The organism is Streptomyces sp. NBC_00989 (assembly GCF_045162655.1).
Lineage (GTDB): Bacteria > Actinomycetota > Actinomycetes > Streptomycetales > Streptomycetaceae > Streptomyces.
In genome coordinates, this window is the sequence record NZ_CP108728.1 from 11,521,737 (window position 1) to 11,543,005 (window position 21,269).

Consider the following 21,269-nt stretch of genomic DNA (forward strand, 5'->3'; position numbering starts at 1 on the left):
GGGAGGATCGCGCTAGTGCCGGTCGGGAAGCGGTACGCCCCAGCACAGAAGGGTGCCGCTCTCAGCCAGTGCGGCCAGGGTGAGTTCACCGCCCAGGTTCCGCGCGCGTTCGCTGAGATTGCGCAGCCCGCTGCGGTGTCCGTCTTCGACGATTCCGACGCCGTCGTCGGTGACGGTCAGCGTGAGCCGCTCTCTGCGGACGACGAGTGCGATCTCCGCCGACGAGGCGTGTGCGTGCCGGGCGATGTTCGACAGTGCTTCGCTCAGTACCGCCACGACGTCGTCCGCCATGGTGTGCGGGACATCGGTGTCGAGCAGTCCCTCCATGAGCAGGGAGGGAGTGAACCCCAGCGCGGGAACGGCTTCCTCGGCGGTCTTGGAAGCACGGGCTCGCAGGCCGTGGCCGGTCGCGGTGCTGTCGTGGGCCCGCAGACCGAAGATCGTGGACCGGATGATTTTGATGGTGGTGTCGAGGTCGTCGACCGCCCGGCCGATTCGCTCGGTCGCTTCCGGGTGCTCGACGAAGCGACTCGCGCTCTGCAACGTCATTCCCGTCGCGAACAGCCGTTGGATGGCCAGGTCGTGGAGGTCGCGCGCGATACGGTCGCGGTCCTCCAGCAGGCTCACCTGCTCGGCGGCCCTGCGTCGGTCGGCGAGCTCGAGCGCGAGGGCGGCCTGGCCGGCGAAGCCGGGCAGCGGCGCGATCTCCGCCTGGGTGAAGGGCGGGCACCCCGCGGTGCGCGCGAGCACGAGGACCCCGCGGTCTCCGTCACTGGTGCTCATGGGAACGGCGACCGCCGGCCCCAGCCCTGTCCAACGTTCGGGGCAGTAGGTGATCCGCGGGTCACTCCCCACATCCGAGGTGACGATCAACTGCTCTGCGGCCAGGGCCGCCCCGCTCAGCGTCCCCTCGCGTGGCAGCCTCACACCACGATGGAGCTCGGCACCTTCCCCGAGCGCGAGTACCCCGCGCAGTTCCTGTGTTCCCACGGTGACCAGGTCGACCACGCCGAGATCGGCCGAGGTGATGTCCTGCGCCCGGTTCAGCATCAGCTCCAGCACCTTCGTCTCCGGGGTCCCGGAGAGCAGGCCGCGGGTGAGTTCGGCGCCGGCCGCCATCCAGCGTTCTCTGACCTGCGCCTCCGCGTACAGGCGGGCGTTGTCGATCGCCACCCCTGCGGCCACGGCCAGGGTCGACAGGACGGCTTCGTCCTCGCTGTCGAACTGAGCACCACCGCGCTTCTCGGTGAGATAGAGGTTGCCGAACACTTCTCCCCGGACACTGACGGGCACACCCAGGAAGGAGTGCATCGCCGGGTGGTGCGGGGGGAGGCCGTGCGAGGCCGGGTGCTGCGACAGCTCTGTCAGCCGCAGCGGTTCCGGATGCCTGATCAGCTCGCCGAGTACCCCGTGCCCGGCGGGCAGAGCCCCGATCCGTGCCTGCTCGGCCTCGCTGACCCCGACCGTGATGAACTGGGTGAGGCTCTGATGGGGACCTATGACACCAAGTGCGCCGTATTCGGCATCGACCAGAACCACCGCGGCCTCGGTGATGTGGCGCAGCACCTGGGAGAGATCCAGCTCGCGGCCCACCGACAGGATCGCCTGCAGCAGCCCGTGGAGGCGTCCTCGGGTGCCGCGGACCACGCGGATCTGGGCCTGGAGTTCTTCGAGCAGCTCGTCCAGACGTAGTTGCGGCACCATCTCGGACCGTGCGTGTTCCTCGACGTTCACGTGCTGCCTCCGGTCGCTCGGTCGTCCCGGGTGACCCCGCTGTTGCTGATGCCCGGTGGGTGGCGCGGCCAGGTCAGAACTGGTGCTCCGCGTCATGACAGGTGAGGCACGTGATGCGGCGAGCAGGTTGCTTGAGGGTGGTCACCCCCATGCCTTCCGGCCGCTCCAGATGCTGCGGGTTGACCTTGACGTGCTCGGGGCACAGGGCGGCGCCGCAGTTCCGGCAGACGGCGACTGCAGCGGTGGCCGTCCCGGACTGGTGACACTCGTAGCAGTTCATCGGGGCCTTCCTTCGTGGATACCCCGGCCTTCAGGCCGGGGAGGAAACGAAGCTCCTGCGGAGCAGGGCAGGAGGAGTCGGTTCGCCGCGGGGGCGGACCGGCGCCCACCGCCGACCGTCCGATACCCGCCTCTCACACGGGAGTTGATAGAGGGTGAGGTATGGCGGAGCAGGTTAAGCGGGCGTTCAGGTACCGCTTCTACCCCACGGGCGAGCAGGCGGCGGAGCTGTCGCGCACGTTCGGCTGTGTCCGCTTGGTGTACAACAAGGCGCTGGAGGAGCGCACCCGGGCCTGGTACGGCGAGCTGCGCCGGATCTCCTACGTTCAGTCGTCCGCCGCGCTCACCCAGTGGAAGAAGACCGAGGAACTGGCCTTCCTGGCGGAGGTGTCCTCGGCTCCGCTCCAGCAGGCGCTGCGTCATCTTCAGGCGGCGTTCGCCCACTTCTTTGCCAAGCGTGCGGAGTATCCGCGCTACAAGTCGCGGAAGAAGTCCCGTGCGTCGGCCGAGTACACCCGCAGCGCCTTCACCTGGCGCGAAGGACTTCTCACGCTGGCCAAGTTGGCGGAGCCTTTGGACATCCGCTGGTCGCGCCCCCTGCCTGAAGGTGCGGAGCCGACCACGGTGAGCGTGTCCCGCGACGCGGCGGGCCGCTGGTTCGTGTCCCTGCTGTGCGAGGACACCATCGCCCCGGCCCCCGCCATGAACACAGCGGTCGGCCTGGACGCCGGGATCACCTCCCTGGTGACCCTGTCCACCGGGGAGAAGATCGCCAATCCGAAGCGCGAGCGGCGGGATCGCGCCCGTCTGGCCCGCGCGCAGCGGGAGCTGTCGCGCAAGGCCAGGGGCTCTGCGAACCGGGAAAAGGCCCGCCGCAAGGTGGCCCGCGTGCATGCGCGGATCGCTGACCGGCGCCGCGACTTCCTGCACAAACTGACCTCGCGCATCGTCCACGAGAACCAAGTGGTCGTGATCGAGGACCTGACCGTCCGCAACCTGCTGAAGAACGGCACGCTCGCGCGCGCCGTCTCCGATGCGGCCTGGACGGACCTGCGCTCCATGCTCGAGTACAAGTGTGCCTGGTACGGGCGTGAACTCGTCGTGATCGACCGCTTCTTCCCCAGCTCGAAGCTGTGCGGAAGCTGCGGCACGGTCCGCGGGAAACTGTCGTTGAACGTCCGTGAGTGGAGGTGCGAGCACTGCGGCGCCGTGCTGGCGGCAGCAGCCTGTGGAGACGGTGTAAGACCTCAACGGGAGTCCTCCCGGACGGGGCAGTCGTCGGTGAAACAGGAACCCCAGCGGGCGACCGCTGGAATCCCCCACCTTTAGGCAGGGGAGGAAGTCAAGCTTCGTTCTCCTCTCCGACGGGTGCGACGGGGTGCGCAGGCACGCCCGTTTGAGCCGCGTCCTGAAGCAGGCGCACTCTTCAGCGGTGTAAGAGCTGTGTGGTCCCGTTCCGCGCCTTGGCTGTCGTCCGCAGGCAGGAAGAGCACACGTCGGCGCGGGGACCTCGCAGTGGAGCGTCTTACCGTCCAGTGCGCTTCTACGCCCCCGATGAGCGGGCGGTGGTCAACGGCCGATATCTCGGCGAGCGCAGAGGGGCGAAGGGACACGACCACCGACGCCGCAAGGAGCCCTTCGGTCTGCCGCGGCCGGAGCCGGCAGCCTTCCCGCCAGGACAGCGCGATCATCGTGCCGAGCAGGGCGGGCGGGAGAACCGCCGGGAGGAGTAGTACGTACATGAGCACCGCCAGGGCTTCGATGGCCTGTCGAGAAGGGCGGGGCAGAGGAAGATACCTCGCTGGACGCATCGGGTTGCCCAGGAGCACCGTGTGCAGGGAACGGGACACGGGCCCTGCGACGGGTGAGCGGAGTGCTTCGGTGCGACATCGCGGTGGAAGCGGCGCTGCCGGGGGCCAGGGCGGCACCACCCAGAGTAGTCCCCGGATTCGGTCCTGGACAGCGACAGTCGCCCGGGGACGCCGGGATCAGACCGGGGGACAGGGTCCTCCGACACCTGTGCTCGATCAGGCATGATCCTGGACCGGGATACGAGGCTCTGGTCTCCGACGGCCGGACCACGCCAGGAAGGCGAGAACGTCGTGGCAGGTCACGACCTGAAGCCCCTCGGGTTCTTCGCGTAACGCATCGGGCGGCTGCCCCGCCCCAGACCGACCCGGTAGGCGTTGCCCGCGACCGGCACCCCAACACCGGTGGCCGTGACGGCGGTTGCGGCCGTGATCCGGGCGGACCCGGCACCGGGTCCTGGGACCAGCGGTGCCCGCGCGCATCGTCCGCCGCCCGTCGGGGCGGTGAAGCGAAGGGTGAGGTCGTCGCCCCGGTCCCTGGGGGTTGTTTCATCCACCGTCGTCGACGTGCCCGCTGGGTGCGCGGCGTTGAGAAGGGTGCCGCTCCCGTGCGAACCGATCCGGAACAGCCGCCCGCCCCTGGCCAACCTGTTGTCGCGCGGTCGGTGAGCCGTCGCAAGGCCCTGTAGATCCTTGGGCTGGGGTCCGGTGTCGTAGCGGTTGCCGGGGCAACTGGCTTGACCTGGCGGGCAGGCCGCGCAATGCGCTGCTGGCCGGTGCCAATGAGTTCCTTCAGCCAGGTGCCCGTTCGAGGGTAACGGTGGACCGGTGTCCTGGATCAGCCGGCGTCCGGATCGTCGGATGCCTGAAGGAGGCGTGCTGCGAGGTCGTCGGCCCAATCTACAGCCCAGGTACGCAGAGCGGTGATTGCGGCGTCGTCGAGGCCGTAGGCGGCGAAGGCCTCGTCGTCGGTCCACTCGGCACCCGCGAGATTGGCTTGCAGGTCCTCCCGTTCGAAGCGGCCCCGGGCGTGCCGGCGGCCGGACTCCTTGTAGGTTCTCGCCGCTCGTGTGGGATGCCGCCTTCATGACCTGCGGCTTCATCCGCAGTCTCACGACGTATCGGACGCTGGAGGCTCACGCCGTGTCGTCTCCTCGACGGTCCGCGCCGGGCGGCTCGGGCCGCCGGTCCTCTGACCTTGGCTGTCCTTTGACAGCCAAGTTAGTCCGGTGCGATGCCCTGACCTGGGGCGACTAGGTTGGATGTCAAAGGACAGTTGTCGGTCGGGAGCAATGTGAGGGCCGCGGCTGGGCGGTTCAGCGCTGGCCGGAACCGCGTGCGCCACCTGTCACGGGCCTCCCTGCCCGCCAGGAGGCCGGCCACGCGACGTCGTCGATCGCCAGCCACGGCTCGGCGGCGACGGCAGTCGGCGTGAGCCCCGTAAACGCCTTCACTTCGCGGTGCAGATGGGACTGGTCGACGTAACCGCTCTCGGCCGCGACACCGGTGGGAGGGACACCCGCCGCGAGCAGATGGGCCGCATGGTCGAACCGCACCAGCTGGGCGGCCCACTTGGGGGTGACGCCGAGCTGCGCCCGGAAACGCGCCCACAGACGCTTGCGGCTCCAGCCGACCTCGTCCGCCAGGCCGTCGATACGCATCCGGCCTCTGCTGGCGACCGTCCGCCTCCAGATGTGGACGACTTCCGGATCGACCCGCAGGCCGTCCCCGATCCGCCGGCGGACGGCGTCCGCCGCCATCGGGAACCGCTCGTCCCACGATCCGGCTGTACGCAGCCGCTCCTCGAAGCGCCCGGCGTCGCGGCCCCAGACGTCCGCCAAGGACTCCACGCTCCCGCTGCCCCCGGCCGACGAGCCGAGCACTGCGGCCGCCACACCCGGCTGCAGCCGGATCTGCAGGCACTCGCCCACCAGGCCTGACGCCCGCAGCTCCCCGGGGGCCAGGCCGATCACGACACTGCCGCGTCCGTGCTGCCCCTGCGTGTCGTAAGCCAGGCCGTCATCGTCGCTCAGATCGATGAGCAAGGTGACGGACGGATGCGCGACCATCGCGATGTCGACGGGCGCGGGGACACGGTGGCGGAATCCGGCCATGCTGATGCCCGGCAGCCGGTCCGAGGGCTCCGGTACTGCGATGTCAACGCCCGACCACGCGGGTGGCACGCTCTGCGACAACACGGCGCCAGTCTAGGCCGGGCCTGCCGGCGGGGTTCCGGCGCACAGGGTCGCGAAGTCCAGCAGTAGCCGGCCCACCGGCTCGGGCGCTTCCAGCATGGGCATGTGCCCAACGCCCGGCAGCATCTCGACCCGCACGTCCGGCACGACGTCGTACTGGCGTGCCGACGCCGGATCCCACCGGGGATCGGCGGCGCCGAAGACCACGAGCACCGGGAGCCCGAGGGTGGCGAGCCGCTCGGGCACGGACTGCTCGGCGAGGTACGCGGTGTTCTCGCGCAGCACCTTGCGGAACGCGCGGTACGTGGTACTCCGCACGTCGGCGACCATGCCGGGCGGAATGGGCGCAGGCCCGGCGAGCGTGGCGCCGATGCCTTTGCGGATCATCGCATCCGAACGCCGCCACCACAGCAGCGGTCCGAAGGGCGGTGCCAGCATCACGCGGAGGATGGCCGGCTGCGGCAGGAGCGCGTCGAGGTGCGGGCCGGTGCTGATCATCGCCAGCGAACCCACCAGGTCGGGGCGCTGCTCCGCGAGCGCGGTGGCGACGTATCCGCCGCTGGAGTGGCCGGCCACGGTGACGGCGCGCAGCCCGAGTTCGTCGAGCAGCGCCGCCACGCGGCCCGCCTGCGCCGGAACGTCGTAGGACGTGGCGCGCGGGGACTGGCCGCAGCCGGGGAGGTCTATCCGGACGACATGATGACGGGCGGCGAGGGCCGGGACCACCGGCCCCCAGGAGGCGCCCGAGGCTCCAGACCCGTGGATGAGCAGCAGTGGCGGCGCGTCCCGCGGTCCGTCACGGTCCACATGCATCGGCTGCGCGTGCTGTGCGTCGTGGGCGTTCATAGAGCGATGGTGCGGGGGCGGCGGCTGCCGGTCTTGTACGAATGTCGCCAACGGCCCGTGGCGGGCACGCCCCGCACGACTAGGTTCACTGTCAAAAAAGGCGAAACGACTGGGTTCGTTGTCAAACGCCTCGATTGGATAACAAAGGACATGGGCGGTCTCACGGCCGGTGTCGTATCCGACGTCGATCCGACATTGGCCGTGAGATTCCGACACGGGATTTGAGATCCCACAATTCCTCGAGGTCGGCGGTGCTCCAGCGCTGGGACGCCGCGAGCACGTCGATCAGGTCGCGGGGTGCACCGCGGTCGCCGAGCGCGCGGACCTTGGTTCCGATCACGTCCTCCTCCGCGAGAACGGGACCGTAGGGGCTCTGGGCGATGGGACGCCAGAAGATCTCTTTGAGGATGTCAACCTCGCAGTCCTGCCCGGTTGCCGGGTCGGTCACGGTGAAACGGGCAGACAGCGGGGCGGTCTCCAGCGACTGCACCTGCCAGCCTCGTGCTTCCAGCCGGCACGCAGTGTGGCCGCGATGTCGGCCATGGGAGCCGGGTTCTCGGTGGCCACGTCGAGGTCCTGGCTGGGGCGGTTCACGAGGCGGTGTGCCCGCACGGCGTAACCGCCGGTAAGGACAAGTGGATAGGGGGAGCCGAGGTCGATCACATCCGCCAGGAGCCGGGTGTGGAACTGCGGCATGTCCCTCACGCGGCTGCCCGGGCCCGGGCAGCGAACTCGGGAAAGGCGTCTTCCCACACCATGCGCACGGTGCGGCCGACGAGAGTGCGCAGGATGGGCCACATCTGCAGGAGCAGTTCCTGGTTAAGGTAGCGGGGCAGGTCCTCGCGCAGGCCCTCGTGCAGGACGGTGCGGTACAGGCCCATGCGCTGGCGCGGATTATCCAGGTCGTAGGCGCTCAGCCCGGACCAGGCCACGTGTAGTGGCAACTCCACGACCCCCTTGGTGGGGCCGTGCAACTCCGTAAGCGATTTCGGCAGGCGCTGAATGAACTTCTCCCGGTAGAGCGCGAGGTCTTCGGCGTACGCGCTGGACATGTCCGGTGTCTGGGACGATGCATGAGGCTGTGGGCTGGCTGCCATGACTCGCATTGTCCCCGGCTCTTCAGCGGAATTGGCCGGCCTGGCGCCTTGAGAGCAGAAAGACGCCACCGACCTGCAAGGATGCGTGTGTCTAGATCGAATCCGGCGCAGGAGCCAGGGCACCTTTCTGGTGAGCGGGCGTACAGGGTTTGACCGCGGGCTGTCCGTGCCGGCCGACGGGAAGGGGTTGGTGGGGCATGCCGGGGCGGTGCTGTTGCGCAGGCTCGCCGATCGCGTGGGCCTGACCGACGCACTGGCGGGAGTGCTTCCACCGGGCACGACCTCGTCATGGCGGGACCGGGCCACCGTGCTCGTCGGCCTCGTCGTCGCGATAGCACTCGGCGCCACGAATCTGTGGCGGCCCGCAGGCCTGCTTCTGAGCCGGAGGGCGCCGGCCGCACGAGCGAGCAGCGGAAGCACGGCCGCCTTGGCCTCGTGATCGGGTGCGAGGGCAGCCGCGCGCTGCAGACGGTCGACGGCGGCTCTGTGGAGGCGGGCCTTGCGTAGTTCGTTGCCGTGCACGCGCAACACGTAGGAGGTGAGGGCGATTCGCTGAAGTAGCGGGCGATGTCGATGCTCTTCGCGGTCCAGTGGGCGGTGGTGCTCAGTCGTTCCTCGGGCGGGACTTTGCCGAGGGCGACGCCGAGGCCGACGCGGGCTCGGGATCGGGCCAGGAGGTGCAGGACGTCGCGTTCTGTGTGCCCGTCCTCTATACGGGCGTCGAGCCGGGCGACCAGAGGCCACAGCTCGGTGACGGCTTCGGAGGCGTGGCTGGACTGGCGGGCGCTCGCGAAGGCTTGCGTCCGTACCCTCTAAGCTCGTTTTTTATGGTTTGTGAGCTTTGAGCTGATTACGTTCGGCGATGCTTTCTGGGCGCCTGGTCGATTTGCCCACGTCGCAACGGGTGGCGGGTCGCCGGTTCTTCGAGCCGAGTGGGCGTCCTGGTCCGGGAGTTGAGGGTTTGGGTGCACGGGCAGGACTGTGCAGGTGGGGGCGGAGGTTCCTGAACCCCCGGCGGACGCGGGCGGGGGCGAGCCCCCCGAGCACAGCCCGATTTCCTTGACGAACCGCATAGAGGCACCCCCGCTTACCGGCCGCGACTACCACCGGCCCCTACGAGCCCTCGGTCTCACATGACGAACCCAGACAGATCTCGATCATGCAATGACCCTGACGGGGTGTGGCAGCCATCGCTGTACCAGTCCCACGGATAGGCGTCCGGCATTGCTTGGGGTACACCTGTCTGCCGAGGTTATGGAGGCTCAATTTCTTCACAGTTCCGTCAGAGATAACCACCAGCGGCCAGAACCGGGGGTAGTACCGCTGTTGCTACCCTCGCGACTGGCAGCTGCCGTGTTTACTGGAGGAAGATCAGGCACGCAAAGGATCCGGCGAGTTCGTCGACCACGGCCGTCGGACTTTCATGCCGCGAGATGGCGGCGCCCTCCTGCTTTTGGCCGGCCCCGCAGCGCCGCAGACCCCGAACCGGAGACAGCCAGAAGCCGTTGTACAACCGAATCTGAGGCTTAGAAACTACAATGATCACGAAGCCCGTGCCTGCTCTGCTATGCGCCCCACCTGGTCACAACCCGCCCAGCCGCACGATGCCGGAATTTGCAACCGCCCTGGCCTGACCGGCGACCTCACTTCAGAAGAGCCGCATGCAAAAAGGTACGATCGCGCACAACTCCGCAAGGATTTGAGTTAGTTGCCACAGGTGCCGATAGCATTCAAAATCGCCGGGTGCACGCAGTGCGTCACAATCCATGCGTACCCTCTCAGATAATCCCTCCCTTAGGAAAGCGACAGGCACTTATGAGTACGGCAACCGACGTTCCCATGGCCGATGTGCGCGACATGTATGTCGCGCACACCGTGTTCCGCCGCGAGTTCGGCCTCGCCCCGGGGCTCATACGCGGTGTCAGCGACGGTGACACCACACGCTCCAAAATTGTGGCAGCGCATCTCGACATCGTCCTCGGGATGTTGCTGACCCACCACGAGGGCGAGGACCTGCTGGTGTGGCCCAGGCTGCTGGAGCGCGTCAGCGAGGAGATCGCTCCGGTGGTCCACCTGATGGAGGAGCACCACGGGAGGATGCACACTCTTTGCGACGAACTGATCGCGCAGCTGAAGTCCTGGCGTTCCAACGCCTCCTCCGCCCCCTCGGCCGAGGGCGAAACGGTCGCCACCACCTGCGAACGGCTCAACGAGGTCCTTTTCGAGCACATGGGCCTTGAGGAGGAGAAGATCCTGCCGCTTGCGGCGAAGTACATCACCGCCAAGGAGTGGCACGAGTTCAGTGAGCACGCCCTGGCCGAGACACCCAAGAAGAACCTGCCTCTGGGCCTCGGACTGGCGCTTTACGAAGGCGATCCCGAGGTCATGAAGGGCGTCCTGAAGGGCGCTGCTCTTCCCGTCCGTCTCATCATGCCCGTCATCAGCCGCCGCCTCTTCCGGTCTCACGCGAAAAAGGTCCACGGCACCCCTACCCCGCCCCGCGCGAGCGCCTGACGTGAAGGACGAGTACAAGTTCTTCGACGCGGACGAACTGCCGCCTGACGCTTCCGTCGGCCTGCGGCCCTGGCCCTGGCCCTGACCCGGGCTCCGCGACCATCTCGTCGCCGGACTGGATCTCCGTCATCGCCTCGCGGGTGATCCCCCAGGGCCCCGTCGAGTGCCCGGATCGTCCCGGCTTGGGGTGTTGATCTTGGTGGTGGGTCCCGGAAGCAGGTGAACACGGCGCCTGTGGATCATGTAGTTCTCTACGCTGCAAGATCCACGAAGGTGCCGTGTTCGTTCCTCTATTATCCCTTGTCGCTGTCCCCATGCCTCATGCGCCCTGTCTGGAAGGCCTCGGCGAGGGTGCCGCCACGGAGCAAGTCCGCTGCATGGTCGCCGAGTTCGAGTCGGTCTGTGATCCGAGGGGGCTTGCGGAGTGCGGTACCGGCTCTCCTCGCTGCTGGCCCTGGTGGTCTGCGCGATGACCCCGTCCGGCCACGACTCGATCACCGCGGCGGCGGAGTGGTGCCGGCGTGTGACGCCGGAGGAACTGGCCGGCCTCGGGCTGCCCTACCTCCCACTCCTTGGCCGCTACCGGGTGCCGGCTCCTCATCCTGTGTAGTCCGGGTCCGGTCCGAACCGTCCTCACGGCTCTCGCAACGGTCACACCTGCCCTGCTCCGCAGGAGCTTCGTTTCCTCCCCGGCCTGAAGGCCGGGGTATCCACGAAGGAAGGCCCCGATGAACAGCCGTCTCGACCTGGACCTCGCGGCCACCGGGGCCACGGTGCCCGGCCCGCGCAGTCCACAAGGCGCGTCGGTCGGCGCTCCGAGCTGAGGTCAGACGCGGAGCAGGTTGGTCGAGACGGTCCAGAGGCGCTTGGCGGTGGTGGGATCGAGCGCCCATTCCTTGACACCGTGCGGGTGCTGCACGAGGGCGGCGTCGTTCGGCACGGTGTAGGCCTCTTGTGAATCGTCGAGGTAGTGGCCTCCGGAGTGAGCGAACTCGTGGGCGACGGCCGCGACGATGCTGGTGGCGGCTCCCTGCTCGACCGTCTTATAGGTGAAGACTCCGGCGGCCTCGGCCGCGTCGAGCGACTCCTTCTGTTCTGTTGTGAAGTTCCGCTGCAGTCCCGTCGCGATACCGCCGGGGTTCACCGCATTGGCGACGATGCCGTCGGACGCCCAGAGGCGGGTCGCCTCGACGGCGAAGAGCGAGTTCGCCGTCTTCGACTGGGCGTAGGCAATCTGCGGGTCGTAGTCGCGACGCTCGAAGTGGAGGTCGTCGAAGTCGATGCCGGAACGCATGTGCGCCGTCGAACTGACCGAGACGATGCGTGCTCCGTCGCGGTCGGACGCTCCCAGGGCCAGGGCGTCGTGAAGGCCGGTTGCCAGAGCGAAGTGGCCGAGATGGTTGGTCGCGAATTGCAGCTCCCAGCCCTCACGCGTTCGTTCGAGGCCGCTGGTGACTACGCCCGCGTTGTTGATCAGCAGGTGAAGCGGGCCGCTCCACGCGTCGACGAACTGTGTGACGGTGGTCCGGTCGGCGAGGTCCAGCCGGACGACTCGGGGCTGCATTCCTCCGGTCGACTTCTCGATCGCCTTGGCGACGGCGTCACCTGCGGTCGTGTTCCGGACGGCGAGCGTCACTTCCGCCCCGGCAGCGGTCAGCGCACGAGCCGTCTCGATTCCGAGTCCGGAGGAGGCTCCCGTCACGATCGCGCGGACGCCGGTGAGATCGGCGCCCCGCAGCACCTCGTCCGCGGCGCTGGAGGCGGTGAAGGGCGTGGAGATGAGTTTGCGAGTGTTCACGGCGCGACTATACGCACTAGACTTAATTTGTATAGTGCGGTTCTCGCCCGTATGCTCGTTCCATGAGCAGTCCCGACGCTGGCCGCCCGCCGTCGACAGTCGCTGATGCCGACCGTCGAAGCATGGTTCTGGACTCCGCCATGGCCACGTTCGCGCGATTCGGCTACAGGAAGACCTCGATGGAGGAGGTGGCGCGGGCGGCGCGCATCTCCCGGCCCGGGCTCTACTTCCTCTTCTCCTCGAAGGAGACTCTCTTCCGTGCTGCGGTCACCCAGGCCCTGGAGCGGGACATCACCGCTGTCGAACAGGTTCTGGCCGACAGCGGCCGCCCCCTTTCAGAGCGCCTCGTCGAAGCGTTCGACCACTGGGCGGGCCGCTATATCGGCCCGCTGACGCGCGATGTCGCGGCGGTTATCGAGGACAATCCCGACCTCCTCGGAGAGATCGTCGAGACCACGCCGCGACGTTTCGAGGAACTGATCACAGACGCGATCGCCGTCGAGTCAGGACATGGGGCGGCCTCCTCTGTCGCACAGACGATGATCAGCGCATCGATCGGCCTCAAGCATCAGGCCCCAGCACGGGAGTTCTACCTCGAACGGCTGAAGGTCGCCATCGGTCTCCTGGTGGGCTGACAACGCTCCCGGCCTCCTCCTACGACCGCGGTCTCGGACGCGACGGGCCAGCTTCCGATCCGCCCGTCGAAGCTGGCTCGGCAGATCACGCAAGGCCGGACAGCACCGGCCGTCCGGTGTGTGTGGTCCTCGGCTGCGTGCGCAGTGCCGGACCGCGTCGGCACCCTCAAAGGCAGCTGCCGACGCAGCATGCGGTTCTCCGTCATCGACTGGTACAGCGCGCCGATCGGTACCTCGACGTCGCCCTTGTGCTGAGCGATCTGCGCCTCGAAGGGGCGTCGCTGAGACATACGACGAAGAGGCAACGTCTGTTCTGGCCAGCACCAATCACTCACCGTGAAGCTGTGACACGGCTTCTCACCAATGATCCCTTTCTCGGAGCAGGACCAAGAACAGTCGGCGGGAGCGGTCCGGGTCGCGGATTCACTGCCGCAACTCGTTCTCACTCAAAAGTGGAACCAGGCGCGTTCTGGGAAATGTTTGTGGCAGCACACAGGGTCATGACGGAACCTCAGATCGCACCCACGTCCGAAGCGGACGACGTCGGGCGCCACCCCTGCCCACGTTGTAACGCTCAGCCAGGCTGACGCTCACGCTCCGGGGCGGTCGCCGGCACTTACCGCACCGGCCGCTTCACCAAGGTGACCCGTCCATACCCGGCCAGTTCGTCCCCGGTGTCCGCGCCACGTTCCTGACCACCGCAGCACTGAGCTTACGAAAATCTTGTATGAGCCGAGAGCCACACCCATCGGTGATCGTCAGTTGCACAGCGACAAGCAGGGGTAGGTGAGGCCGGTCGTAGCCGGGTCACAGTCCTCGATCAGGGCTGGAGACCTCTGGATCGGGGCGGGTCAGGCTGTTTCCGGGCAGATGACAGGCCGCACGTAGAGCATCCAGCTTCTCTGCGTCAGTGGTCTCGGCCGCAGCCGCACACGTGAGGATCCGGAGGTCGGTGCCGGCAGGCATCAGGACATCGACGTCGAGGGTGATGTCACCCACCCGTGGATGTTCGATGGTCTTGCGGTCGCCGGCCCAGGGGGTGGCAGTGCCGTTGAACCACAGTCGGGTGAACGCTGGTTCCCGTCGAAGCATGCCTTCGACGAGTGAGGCAAGACGTTCATCCTGGGGATGGGCGGCCGCCGTCACACGCAGGTCGGCGACGAGGTCCTCCTCTTCCGCGTCGCTGCCTCTCCATGACCAGACGGGCCATGCCGCAATCGGGTCCCGGTCTCGGCTGGCTCTCGTCTGGAACATCCCGGCGACGAGATTGCGTCCCTCCCAGCCGTACGCGCGGGGATCGCCGGCCGTGGCCGTCCACATCTTGTTCCAGCCGATGATGGTCCAGTCAGCGGCGAAGATCCCGGCGGGAGTCGCTCCCAACTGATGGACCAGTCGCTGCACGCTCGCGGGTATGTGCCTGGAGACGTTCCCGGCAGAGGGCGGTGCGAGTTGGGCGCAGCGGAACAGATGGTCACGCTCGGACGGGTCGAGGCGCAGTGCTCTGGCGAGAGCGGTGACCACTTGGGCCGAGGGGTTGCGAGCGCGGCCCTGTTCCAGCAGGACCAGGTAGTCGATCGATATGCCTGCCAGACGGGCCAGTTCTTCACGACGCAGTCCAGGGACGCGCCGCTCCGCGCCGGCCTCCAGGCCAATGTCCTGCGGTGACATACGCTCACGCCAGCCGCGCAGAGTCATGCCAAAGTGATTCATCGTCGCCATGCGGACCATCGTCGTCCAGATGCCACGGACGACACGAAGCTTGTGTTGCCGCATAGCGGATCTGTTACACGGAGCCGAGTCCTGACCGCCCGGGTCGGGTTACGGCGCGCCGTACGGCAGAGCGTCGCCGGACGCGTCGGGGTAGCGGTCCAGTGCGCCTGGGTAACGGGGGCGGCCCGCGGCGCAGCGGCGGTCTCATCGAACAGCCCGGCGAACGTCCGGAAAACGTGCGGCACTTGAGGCTTGATTTGCGGTTCGCCTTGGACGTCATTCGCGGCGACGCGGGCCGCCAACGGTGCGGCGGCGTCCAGCAGGCCATCGGTGTCGGTCAGGATGTGACGCTTGCGGCCGTCACGTGACTTGCCGCCATCGTATCCGCGGCTATCCTCGCCGACGGTCTCGGAGGCGTCCACCGACTGACTGTCGATGATTCCCGCACTGGGCTCGGCGTTGCGGCCCGAGCGTTCCCTCGCCGTGCGGCGCAGGCGTTCGTACAGTTCACGCACGTAGTCGTGGGCCCGCCAGCGGCGGAAGAAATCGTAGACCGCCCGCCAGTACGGGAAATCGACCGGCAGAGCCGTCCACTTCACGCCGTTGTCGACCAGATAACGCACAGCGTCGAGCATGGTCCGGTGGCAGTACGCCTCCGGACGCCCGCCCCGCTTCAGGAGCCAGGCCGGCACCGGCATCACGGCACGGACCTCGGACCACTCCGCATCCGTCATGGCACTGGGACAGCAGCCTGCCCGCAGCCCCGGAGCGAGCGAACCGAACCGGTGCACCTAGCAGTCACACCCAGGGGTGACCACGGTGGACGCAGGCACAGAGATACTGCTCAACTGATCACGCAACGGGCTTCCTTGGTCGTGCTGGTGTCGTAACCGCGTCACTACCAAAGGGCCCGTTCTCTCATGCCCGCGACCGCACCCGAACCTCCGTCCAGATGATCACCCGCTGCTGCTCGAACAAGATCCGGTTTGCCACAACGCACTGAAGGCCGCCATGCATGATCTGCCGGATCGCGTACACGACGCTCACCACGATCGTCAGGGTGCCCAGAGCGCCGATCAACTGCCACTTGCGCCGCTGGCGGCGTCCCCCGAGTCCGACCATCCACCGATCATCCCGCCGCCCTCCCTCCGGAGAGCCGAGTTCTCCCATCTGTGACCGATCGGATCCGCCCCCACAAGGCAGCACAGCAGGCGGCAGGGAGCTCTCGTGCGGCGACCCAAGCGACTGACGGGCGGCATCGGATCCGAGGCCCGGGGTGAGGAAGTTAAAGCGAAGGTTTTTTGGAGATCGGAGCGCGGGTGAGGCGCCGCGGAGGCTTGAGATGATGACGGCGGTCTCTCCGCCGATGGGGCACCGGAGCGGCGAACGAGGTCGAGGCCGTCCACACTCAGCGGATACCCCAAGCCCTGCCCCGAAGCGCCAGTCTGACCCCCTGTCAACGTTGTCGATCGCGGCGCCGGGCTGCCCTCAAGCGCGGGCGGCAGAGCCACGGTTATCTGTCGGCTCGCCATCAACCACACCAGGAGCACAGCGCCCAGACCGCAGTGGGAGGAGCGCGAGAGGGAGCCAGTCGTGGCCGGCGGTGTGCTGGCCTGCCCCTGCTGCGCGCCTGTCCACGGGGCCCCGAGCGCCGTGCGCCACCGGCGGTGTGCGGACAGGCCCGTGCCCACCTTCCCCACGGGCGGGGTTCAGTCCGTGGCCGCCCGGTTGGTGGGCGGCCAGCCGGGCTCGATGATGTCGAACGCCGTGTCGATCATCCGTACGGGGTCAGCGGACTGGATCGCAAGTGAGAAGGCATCCAGGACGAGGTGGGCCAGGGCGGCGCAGGCCATGTCGTCGGCGGGCCGGCCGAGCTCCGCGGCGACGGCCTCCGCGAGCACCTGCTCGTGGCGCAGCCAGATCTTGCGCCAGTGGTCGCTCAGCGCGGGCGTGTCCAGGACGAGTTTCATGAACCGGTCGGCATGCCGGCCTGAAGCCGCGCGCTTGACCCGCTCTCGCATGTAGCGGCGCAACGATTCCAGGACGGGCATGTCCGGCGCACGTCCGGTCACGGCCTCGACCAGCGAGCGCTCCAGCTCGTCGTCCAGATCGAAGACCAGCGCTTCCTTGGTCGGGAAGTAGTTCATGAGCGTGGTGGTCGACACATCGGCCGCCTCTGCGATCTCCCGGACGGTGATGTTGTCGAAGCCACGTTCCAGGAAGAGCTGCAACGCGGTCTCGCTCAGCGCTCTGCGGGTCGCGGCCTTCTTCCGCTCACGGCGGCCAGGATCCGCGTTGCTGGAGGTCATGGGCGTCACAGTACCATCAAATTGGAGTCGTGCAAAACTTGTAACTGTTGCACGTTTTGCGGGATCGAGCTACGGTCGCTGCCGATGGAGGCGCTGCCGCACAGCCGTGGGCAGCGATGCGTACAGCGGAGAAACGGTGATCATCGATGGTTGAAGGACAGGCCACGGACGCGGATGTCGTGGTGGTGGGCGCCGGCCCGACGGGACTCATGCTCGCCACCGAACTGCGGTTGCGCGGAGTGACCACGATCGTCGTCGACAAGCTCACGCAACGCAGCGAGTTCGGCAAAGCACTGAACCTCCAGCCGCGCACGGCCGAGGTGCTTGACCTGCGCGGCCTGCTCACGGCGGCGCAGGACAGGGCCGAAGGCGGCATCCCCGGCTCCCACTTCACCGTCGCGTTCCTGCCCTACACTTCCCTCGACACCCGCTACCCCTACCAGATGGTGCTCCCGCAGGCGCAGCTGGAAGCGGTCCTGGAGCAGCGGTTCCTCGAACTCGGTGGCGAACTGCGGCGGGGCTGGACCGTGGACGACGTCCAGCAGGACGAGAACACGGTCACCGTGCACGGCCCCGACACGCTCACGGCCCGCTACGTGGCGGCATGCGACGGCGGTCGCAGCAGCATCCGCAAGCTGTTAGGGGTCGATTTCCCCGGTACGGCGGCGACGGAGTACTTCACCATGGCCGACATCCGGCTCAGCCCGGGGGTCAAGGAATTGCCGCAACTCACCGAACAGCAGCGGGAACGCAGGTCCATGCGCCGGCTGCGGCGTGCCGAGCCTGACGGATCCACCGCGAACCTGCTCCCCTACGCCGAACCGGGGCTGTACCGGATCCTCTACAGCGACCACCGCACGACCCGTGACGAGGTAACCAGGCAGCAGATCGTCGACGGTCTGCACCGGTTCTACGGTGATGACTACCAGCTTCAGGACGTCCTCTACGCCGGCCGCTTCGGCGACGCCTCCCGGCAGGTCGAGCACTACCGCACAGGACGCGTGTTCCTGGCCGGCGACGCGGCGCACATCCACTTCCCGGCCGGCGGCCAGGGACTCAACCTCGGTGTGCAGGACGCCTTCAACCTCGGCTGGAAACTCGCCGCCGTGATCACCGGCACCATGGCCGAGACCCTGCTCGACACCTACCACGCAGAGCGGCACCCAGTCGGCGCCCAAGTCCTGGAGAACACTCGCGCCCAGAACACCCTCCGCATCCAGGACGCAAACCACGAAGCCCTTCGGAGGGTCCTGGAACGGCTGCTCCAGACACCGGAGGCCATCCAGGCCATGGCCGAGACGACCTCCGGCCTCGCCATCAGCTACGGCGGCGAAGCACCGGTCGGTAGCCGGCTGCGCGACTTCGAATCAGGCGGCTCCTGGGCCAGCACGGCATTCCACACCGGACACGGTGTGCTCCTCGCACGGAAGCCGCAGTACCTGGAGCAGGCACAGCCATGGGCCTCCCGTGTAGTCGGGCTGCACGTCGACAACCTGCCCCTGCCCGGATGCGACGCCCTGCTCGTGCGACCCGACGGCCACATTTGCGCAGCCGTCCCGCACGACGACCTCACCACGGCGCTCTCGACATGGTTCGGGGCGCCCGACACCACCGCATGACCGGCGCCCGCGACACAGCCGCCCGCCTTCCCCAGCGATCCTCCAGGAAGTGAGATCTCCCGTGACGGGGACACCCCAGCGCGGCCACCACTGACCTGAGCAAAGCGATGATCGAGCTTCTCTTCGCCGACCGTGCCGATGCCACGGCGTTCGAAAATCTGCCAGCGCGGGAGAGGGAAGACGCCTGGACATTCGTTCTCGGCGAGTACCAGCCTGGTGAGAGCGAGCTGCGGCTGCACACGCTGCGTGATGCCTTCTTCGAGGCCTACGACGCTCTGGTGCGCCTCCTCAACGAGCGCCTGCTCGCACCAACAGGAACAACATCCCCGCCCAGCGGCACGAGCACGCTGGCGACCGTGGCCGACCCGCCCGCAGTACCCGACACCGCCGGCCCGCAGCCGCGGGTGGGCCGGGGCCTACCCCGCTACGAACGCGAGCTGCCGGAGGCGTACGACCAACTGAGGTCAGCAGGAATCGGGGTGCCGGACTCCGACGCATACCTCTCCGGCGCCACCGCTGTGCAGCACTTCGAGGCCGCCGAGGAACCCGGCCCCGGCTGGGTGCTCAGTCTGAGGAACGACCGGGCCATAGCCGTAAGTGCACCTTTCTGGAGTGCCCTTGTAGAGGAACCCGGCCCCGGCTGGGTGCTCAGTCTGAGGAACGACCGGGCCATAGCCGTAAGTGCACCTTTCTGGAGTGCCCTTGTAGAGGAACCCGGCCCCGGCTGGGTGCTCAGTCTGAGGAACGACCGGGCCATAGCCGTAAGTGCACCTTTCCGGAGTGCCCTTGTAAGGGCAGGACGTCCAGCGGCGGACGGCGACCCCCTCAACGCGGTCGGATACCCCACCGCCCCAGGGACCGAGCCCACAGTGCTCGACCCAGACGTACAGCGCGTGGCCCTCGAAGGCGGAGGCTGGGGTAAGGGCTGGCTGGTCCGCTTTGACAACGGCTGGCGCTGGGAACCCCAAGTAGATCTGAGCTTCAACCAAACAGGCCCCGCCACCAACTGGCCCGGCCCCCAACCACCTCAACTGCGGCTTCGCGCCTTGATCACGCTGCCCTGGGACACCGCTGAGGAACTGGAAGTCACCCCGGCGCGGCGCCGCGACCTCAAGGCCCAACTCCCCGTCAGCCGTCTCGACGGTGCGGTAACCACGCTTTCGCTCAGGAGAGGCGCCGATCTACGCGCCGCGAACTGGGACCTGGGGTCGAACCGTAACGCCAACGCCTCCGTCAGCTATTCGGCCACCATCGCCTCCCCGGACGGTCGGCCAGCCCTGACCGGGGCGGTCATGACCGCTCTGCCCGGCACCCTGCAATCGTCGACCGTGACCTGCGCCGAGGTCACGATCCAGGACGCCGCTGCCTGGGCTGCCGTTCTCCCACCGGGTGCGTCGACCAAACTCACCCTCGAGGAAGTGACGTCCATCCTGCTGGCGGCCTGGGAGACAGCAGCTGAAGTCCTGCCGGCGGTTGCGTGTGATGCGACGACGATGCGGTGGGCCGGCCCACCCACTGTTGAGCTGCGGGTGAGTGCTGAGGGACCACACGATCAGCCCCGGGCCAACCTCGACACCTTGATCGATCTCGGCGAGGTCGGGCCGACCGACCGCAACTCGCTGCCCGAGATGGCAGTGACGATCACCGTGTCTCCGACGTTGGAGGACACCGAGCGCCGGAAGGTCCTCCGGCGTGCTCTCGTGCGCATGCTCCGGGGCTTCGGATATTTCGAGGCCGACGAGCATCTCTTCACGTGAGATACGGACAACTGCCTTCGTGAACAGCACGGGAGGGCAGACGGCGGCAACCGTGAACTGCTCCGACGGGCCGAGGAGTTGGGCCCAGCAGAGCGAGCCGGATCAAGCGACAACTTTCTCTCCAAGACGCTTCGCCGCCCAACTTGGGGCCGACGCCAGGGACGTGAGCATTTCCAGCGCGGCCCTGGTATCGCCAAGCGCGTGGTGCCTGCCGCCCAGACGACCACAAGTACGTGGTGTCCTCGCCTTGCGTGCTGGGCAGCACCGAACGAACGCATCTTAGATTTGGTCCGTCGGATCCAGCCGTACACGGGCCAGCAGGGAACGACTGTGGCGCAGGGTGTCCGAGACCGCGCCGTATTCCTGCTTGGCCATAATGCTGCTCCTGACGTGCTGTTCTCGCCGTCCAGCTTGCCAGTCCAGCCCTCGACCAGCCCGTCGAAAGGAGGCTCCTGGTCCGCCCGGTGATCACGGCGATGTCCGCGCCACACGCGGGTCACGACAACCACGGACTCCACCCTCACCGGCACGCGATACCGAGCGAGCGTCAGCTCAGCCGTCGTCCTCGTCATCGTCCTCTGCGTACGGCTCGGCCAGACGTAGGCCGAGATCGTCCTGCCAGTCCCGGACCCACGCCCGCAGTTCGATGATGCGGTCGGGGCTCATGTCGTACGCGGTGTACTCCTGGTCGGAGGTGAAGTCGACCGCTTCGAGCCGGCCGTGCAGTTCCGCCAGGTCGAACTCTTCGTCGTGCTGGGCGCCGAGACGTTGTAGGCCCGCAATCGGGATGTCCCGTTCCGCTGTAGTGGTCTGCAGGTTCTCTGTATGTCTCATTGGGGGGACACCTCCGCTGTCTCACGATCTTGTCCCTTTGAGGCTGCAGGTCAGCGTCGTCCGATTCGATCCCCGCCAGATACGACCCCAGCGCGGGAAACCCATCGACTCGAGCCGCGTATCCGCCAGTGCGT

The 21,269-nt window shown here is 67.6% G+C and carries 16 protein-coding genes and 4 pseudogenes; 6 read left to right on the forward strand and 14 right to left on the reverse strand.

Features of this window, described 5'->3' with window-relative positions:
- Positions 1–12: 12 nt before the first annotated feature.
- Together OG714_RS52105 and OG714_RS52110 are read right to left on the reverse strand one after the other, a co-directional pair.
- Entirely contained in the window at positions 13–1,704 is a 1,692-nt protein-coding gene (locus tag OG714_RS52105; protein ID WP_406132233.1) for a GAF domain-containing protein, read from the reverse strand.
- Between the two features lie 103 nt (positions 1,705–1,807).
- Positions 1,808–2,014, reverse strand: coding sequence for a DUF2180 family protein (locus tag OG714_RS52110; protein WP_406131489.1), 207 nt, complete (start codon positions 2,012–2,014; stop codon positions 1,808–1,810).
- A 161-nt stretch (positions 2,015–2,175) separates the two neighbouring features.
- Between OG714_RS52110 and OG714_RS52115 the strand changes: the two genes are divergently transcribed.
- A complete protein-coding gene (locus OG714_RS52115) occupies positions 2,176–3,342 on the forward strand; it encodes an RNA-guided endonuclease InsQ/TnpB family protein (RefSeq protein ID WP_406131490.1) in 1,167 nt (388 codons plus the stop codon).
- A gap of 1,317 nt (positions 3,343–4,659) precedes the next feature.
- On the opposite strand, the pseudogene OG714_RS52120 reads toward OG714_RS52115, so the two are convergent.
- The 6 genes and pseudogenes from OG714_RS52120 to OG714_RS52145 all read right to left on the reverse strand — a co-directional run.
- Positions 4,660–4,872, reverse strand: a pseudogene (locus tag OG714_RS52120) (hypothetical protein); the annotation flags it as partial.
- A 265-nt stretch (positions 4,873–5,137) separates the two neighbouring features.
- Complete coding sequence (locus tag OG714_RS52125) at positions 5,138–6,019, reverse strand: helix-turn-helix domain-containing protein (RefSeq protein WP_406131491.1); 882 nt, start codon at positions 6,017–6,019, stop codon at positions 5,138–5,140.
- 9 nt (positions 6,020–6,028) lie between these two features.
- Complete coding sequence (locus OG714_RS52130) at positions 6,029–6,862, reverse strand: alpha/beta fold hydrolase (RefSeq protein ID WP_406131492.1); 834 nt, start codon at positions 6,860–6,862, stop codon at positions 6,029–6,031.
- Positions 6,863–7,097: 235 nt separating this feature from the next.
- A pseudogene (locus OG714_RS52135) lies at positions 7,098–7,558 on the reverse strand (nucleotidyl transferase AbiEii/AbiGii toxin family protein); the annotation flags it as partial.
- A gap of 5 nt (positions 7,559–7,563) precedes the next feature.
- Positions 7,564–7,914 carry a hypothetical protein gene (locus tag OG714_RS52140; protein WP_406131493.1) on the reverse strand — a complete coding sequence of 117 codons (351 nt, stop codon included), beginning with the start codon at positions 7,912–7,914 and terminating at the stop codon, positions 7,564–7,566.
- Positions 7,915–8,784: 870 nt separating this feature from the next.
- Positions 8,785–8,994 (reverse strand): annotated as a pseudogene (locus OG714_RS52145) (transposase); the annotation flags it as partial.
- A gap of 804 nt (positions 8,995–9,798) precedes the next feature.
- Between OG714_RS52145 and OG714_RS52150 the strand changes: the two are divergent.
- Together OG714_RS52150 and OG714_RS52155 are read left to right on the forward strand one after the other, a co-directional pair.
- Entirely contained in the window at positions 9,799–10,473 is a 675-nt protein-coding gene (locus OG714_RS52150) for a hemerythrin domain-containing protein (RefSeq protein WP_406131494.1), read from the forward strand.
- Between the two features lie 278 nt (positions 10,474–10,751).
- Positions 10,752–11,068 (forward strand): annotated as a pseudogene (locus OG714_RS52155) (transposase family protein); the annotation flags it as partial.
- A 231-nt stretch (positions 11,069–11,299) separates the two neighbouring features.
- Here OG714_RS52155 and OG714_RS52160 read toward each other — a convergent pair.
- On the reverse strand, positions 11,300–12,271 hold the full coding sequence (locus OG714_RS52160; RefSeq protein WP_406131495.1) for an SDR family NAD(P)-dependent oxidoreductase: 972 nt from the start codon (positions 12,269–12,271) through the stop codon (positions 11,300–11,302).
- A 62-nt stretch (positions 12,272–12,333) separates the two neighbouring features.
- On the opposite strand from OG714_RS52160, the gene OG714_RS52165 reads away from it, so the two are divergent.
- Entirely contained in the window at positions 12,334–12,906 is a 573-nt protein-coding gene (locus OG714_RS52165) for a TetR/AcrR family transcriptional regulator (protein ID WP_406131496.1), read from the forward strand.
- Positions 12,907–13,713: 807 nt separating this feature from the next.
- Here the strand turns inward: OG714_RS52165 and OG714_RS52170 are convergent.
- The 4 genes from OG714_RS52170 to OG714_RS52185 all read right to left on the reverse strand — a co-directional run bounded on the left by OG714_RS52170 (position 13,714) and on the right by OG714_RS52185 (position 16,925).
- The gene (locus OG714_RS52170; protein ID WP_406131497.1) at positions 13,714–14,625 is read right to left on the reverse strand and encodes a helix-turn-helix transcriptional regulator; all 912 of its coding nucleotides are present in this window, start codon (positions 14,623–14,625) and stop codon (positions 13,714–13,716) included.
- Entirely contained in the window at positions 14,613–15,350 is a 738-nt protein-coding gene (locus OG714_RS52175) for a transposase (protein WP_406131498.1), read from the reverse strand. Before OG714_RS52175 ends, OG714_RS52170 begins: the two co-directional genes overlap by 13 nt.
- A gap of 184 nt (positions 15,351–15,534) precedes the next feature.
- Positions 15,535–15,738: a hypothetical protein gene (locus OG714_RS52180; protein ID WP_280879768.1), complete on the reverse strand. Its 204-nt coding sequence runs from the start codon at positions 15,736–15,738 to the stop codon at positions 15,535–15,537.
- A 587-nt stretch (positions 15,739–16,325) separates the two neighbouring features.
- On the reverse strand, positions 16,326–16,925 hold the full coding sequence (locus tag OG714_RS52185; RefSeq protein WP_406131499.1) for a TetR family transcriptional regulator: 600 nt from the start codon (positions 16,923–16,925) through the stop codon (positions 16,326–16,328).
- Positions 16,926–17,071: 146 nt separating this feature from the next.
- Between OG714_RS52185 and OG714_RS52190 the strand changes: the two genes are divergently transcribed.
- Both OG714_RS52190 and OG714_RS52195 read left to right on the forward strand, forming a co-directional pair.
- Positions 17,072–18,544: an FAD-dependent monooxygenase gene (locus tag OG714_RS52190; protein ID WP_406131500.1), complete on the forward strand. Its 1,473-nt coding sequence runs from the start codon at positions 17,072–17,074 to the stop codon at positions 18,542–18,544.
- A gap of 107 nt (positions 18,545–18,651) precedes the next feature.
- Entirely contained in the window at positions 18,652–20,301 is a 1,650-nt protein-coding gene (locus tag OG714_RS52195) for a hypothetical protein (RefSeq protein ID WP_406131501.1), read from the forward strand.
- Positions 20,302–20,853: 552 nt separating this feature from the next.
- On the opposite strand, the gene OG714_RS52200 is transcribed toward OG714_RS52195, so the two are convergent.
- Entirely contained in the window at positions 20,854–21,135 is a 282-nt protein-coding gene (locus OG714_RS52200) for a hypothetical protein (protein ID WP_406131502.1), read from the reverse strand.
- Positions 21,136–21,269: the final 134 nt, after the last annotated feature.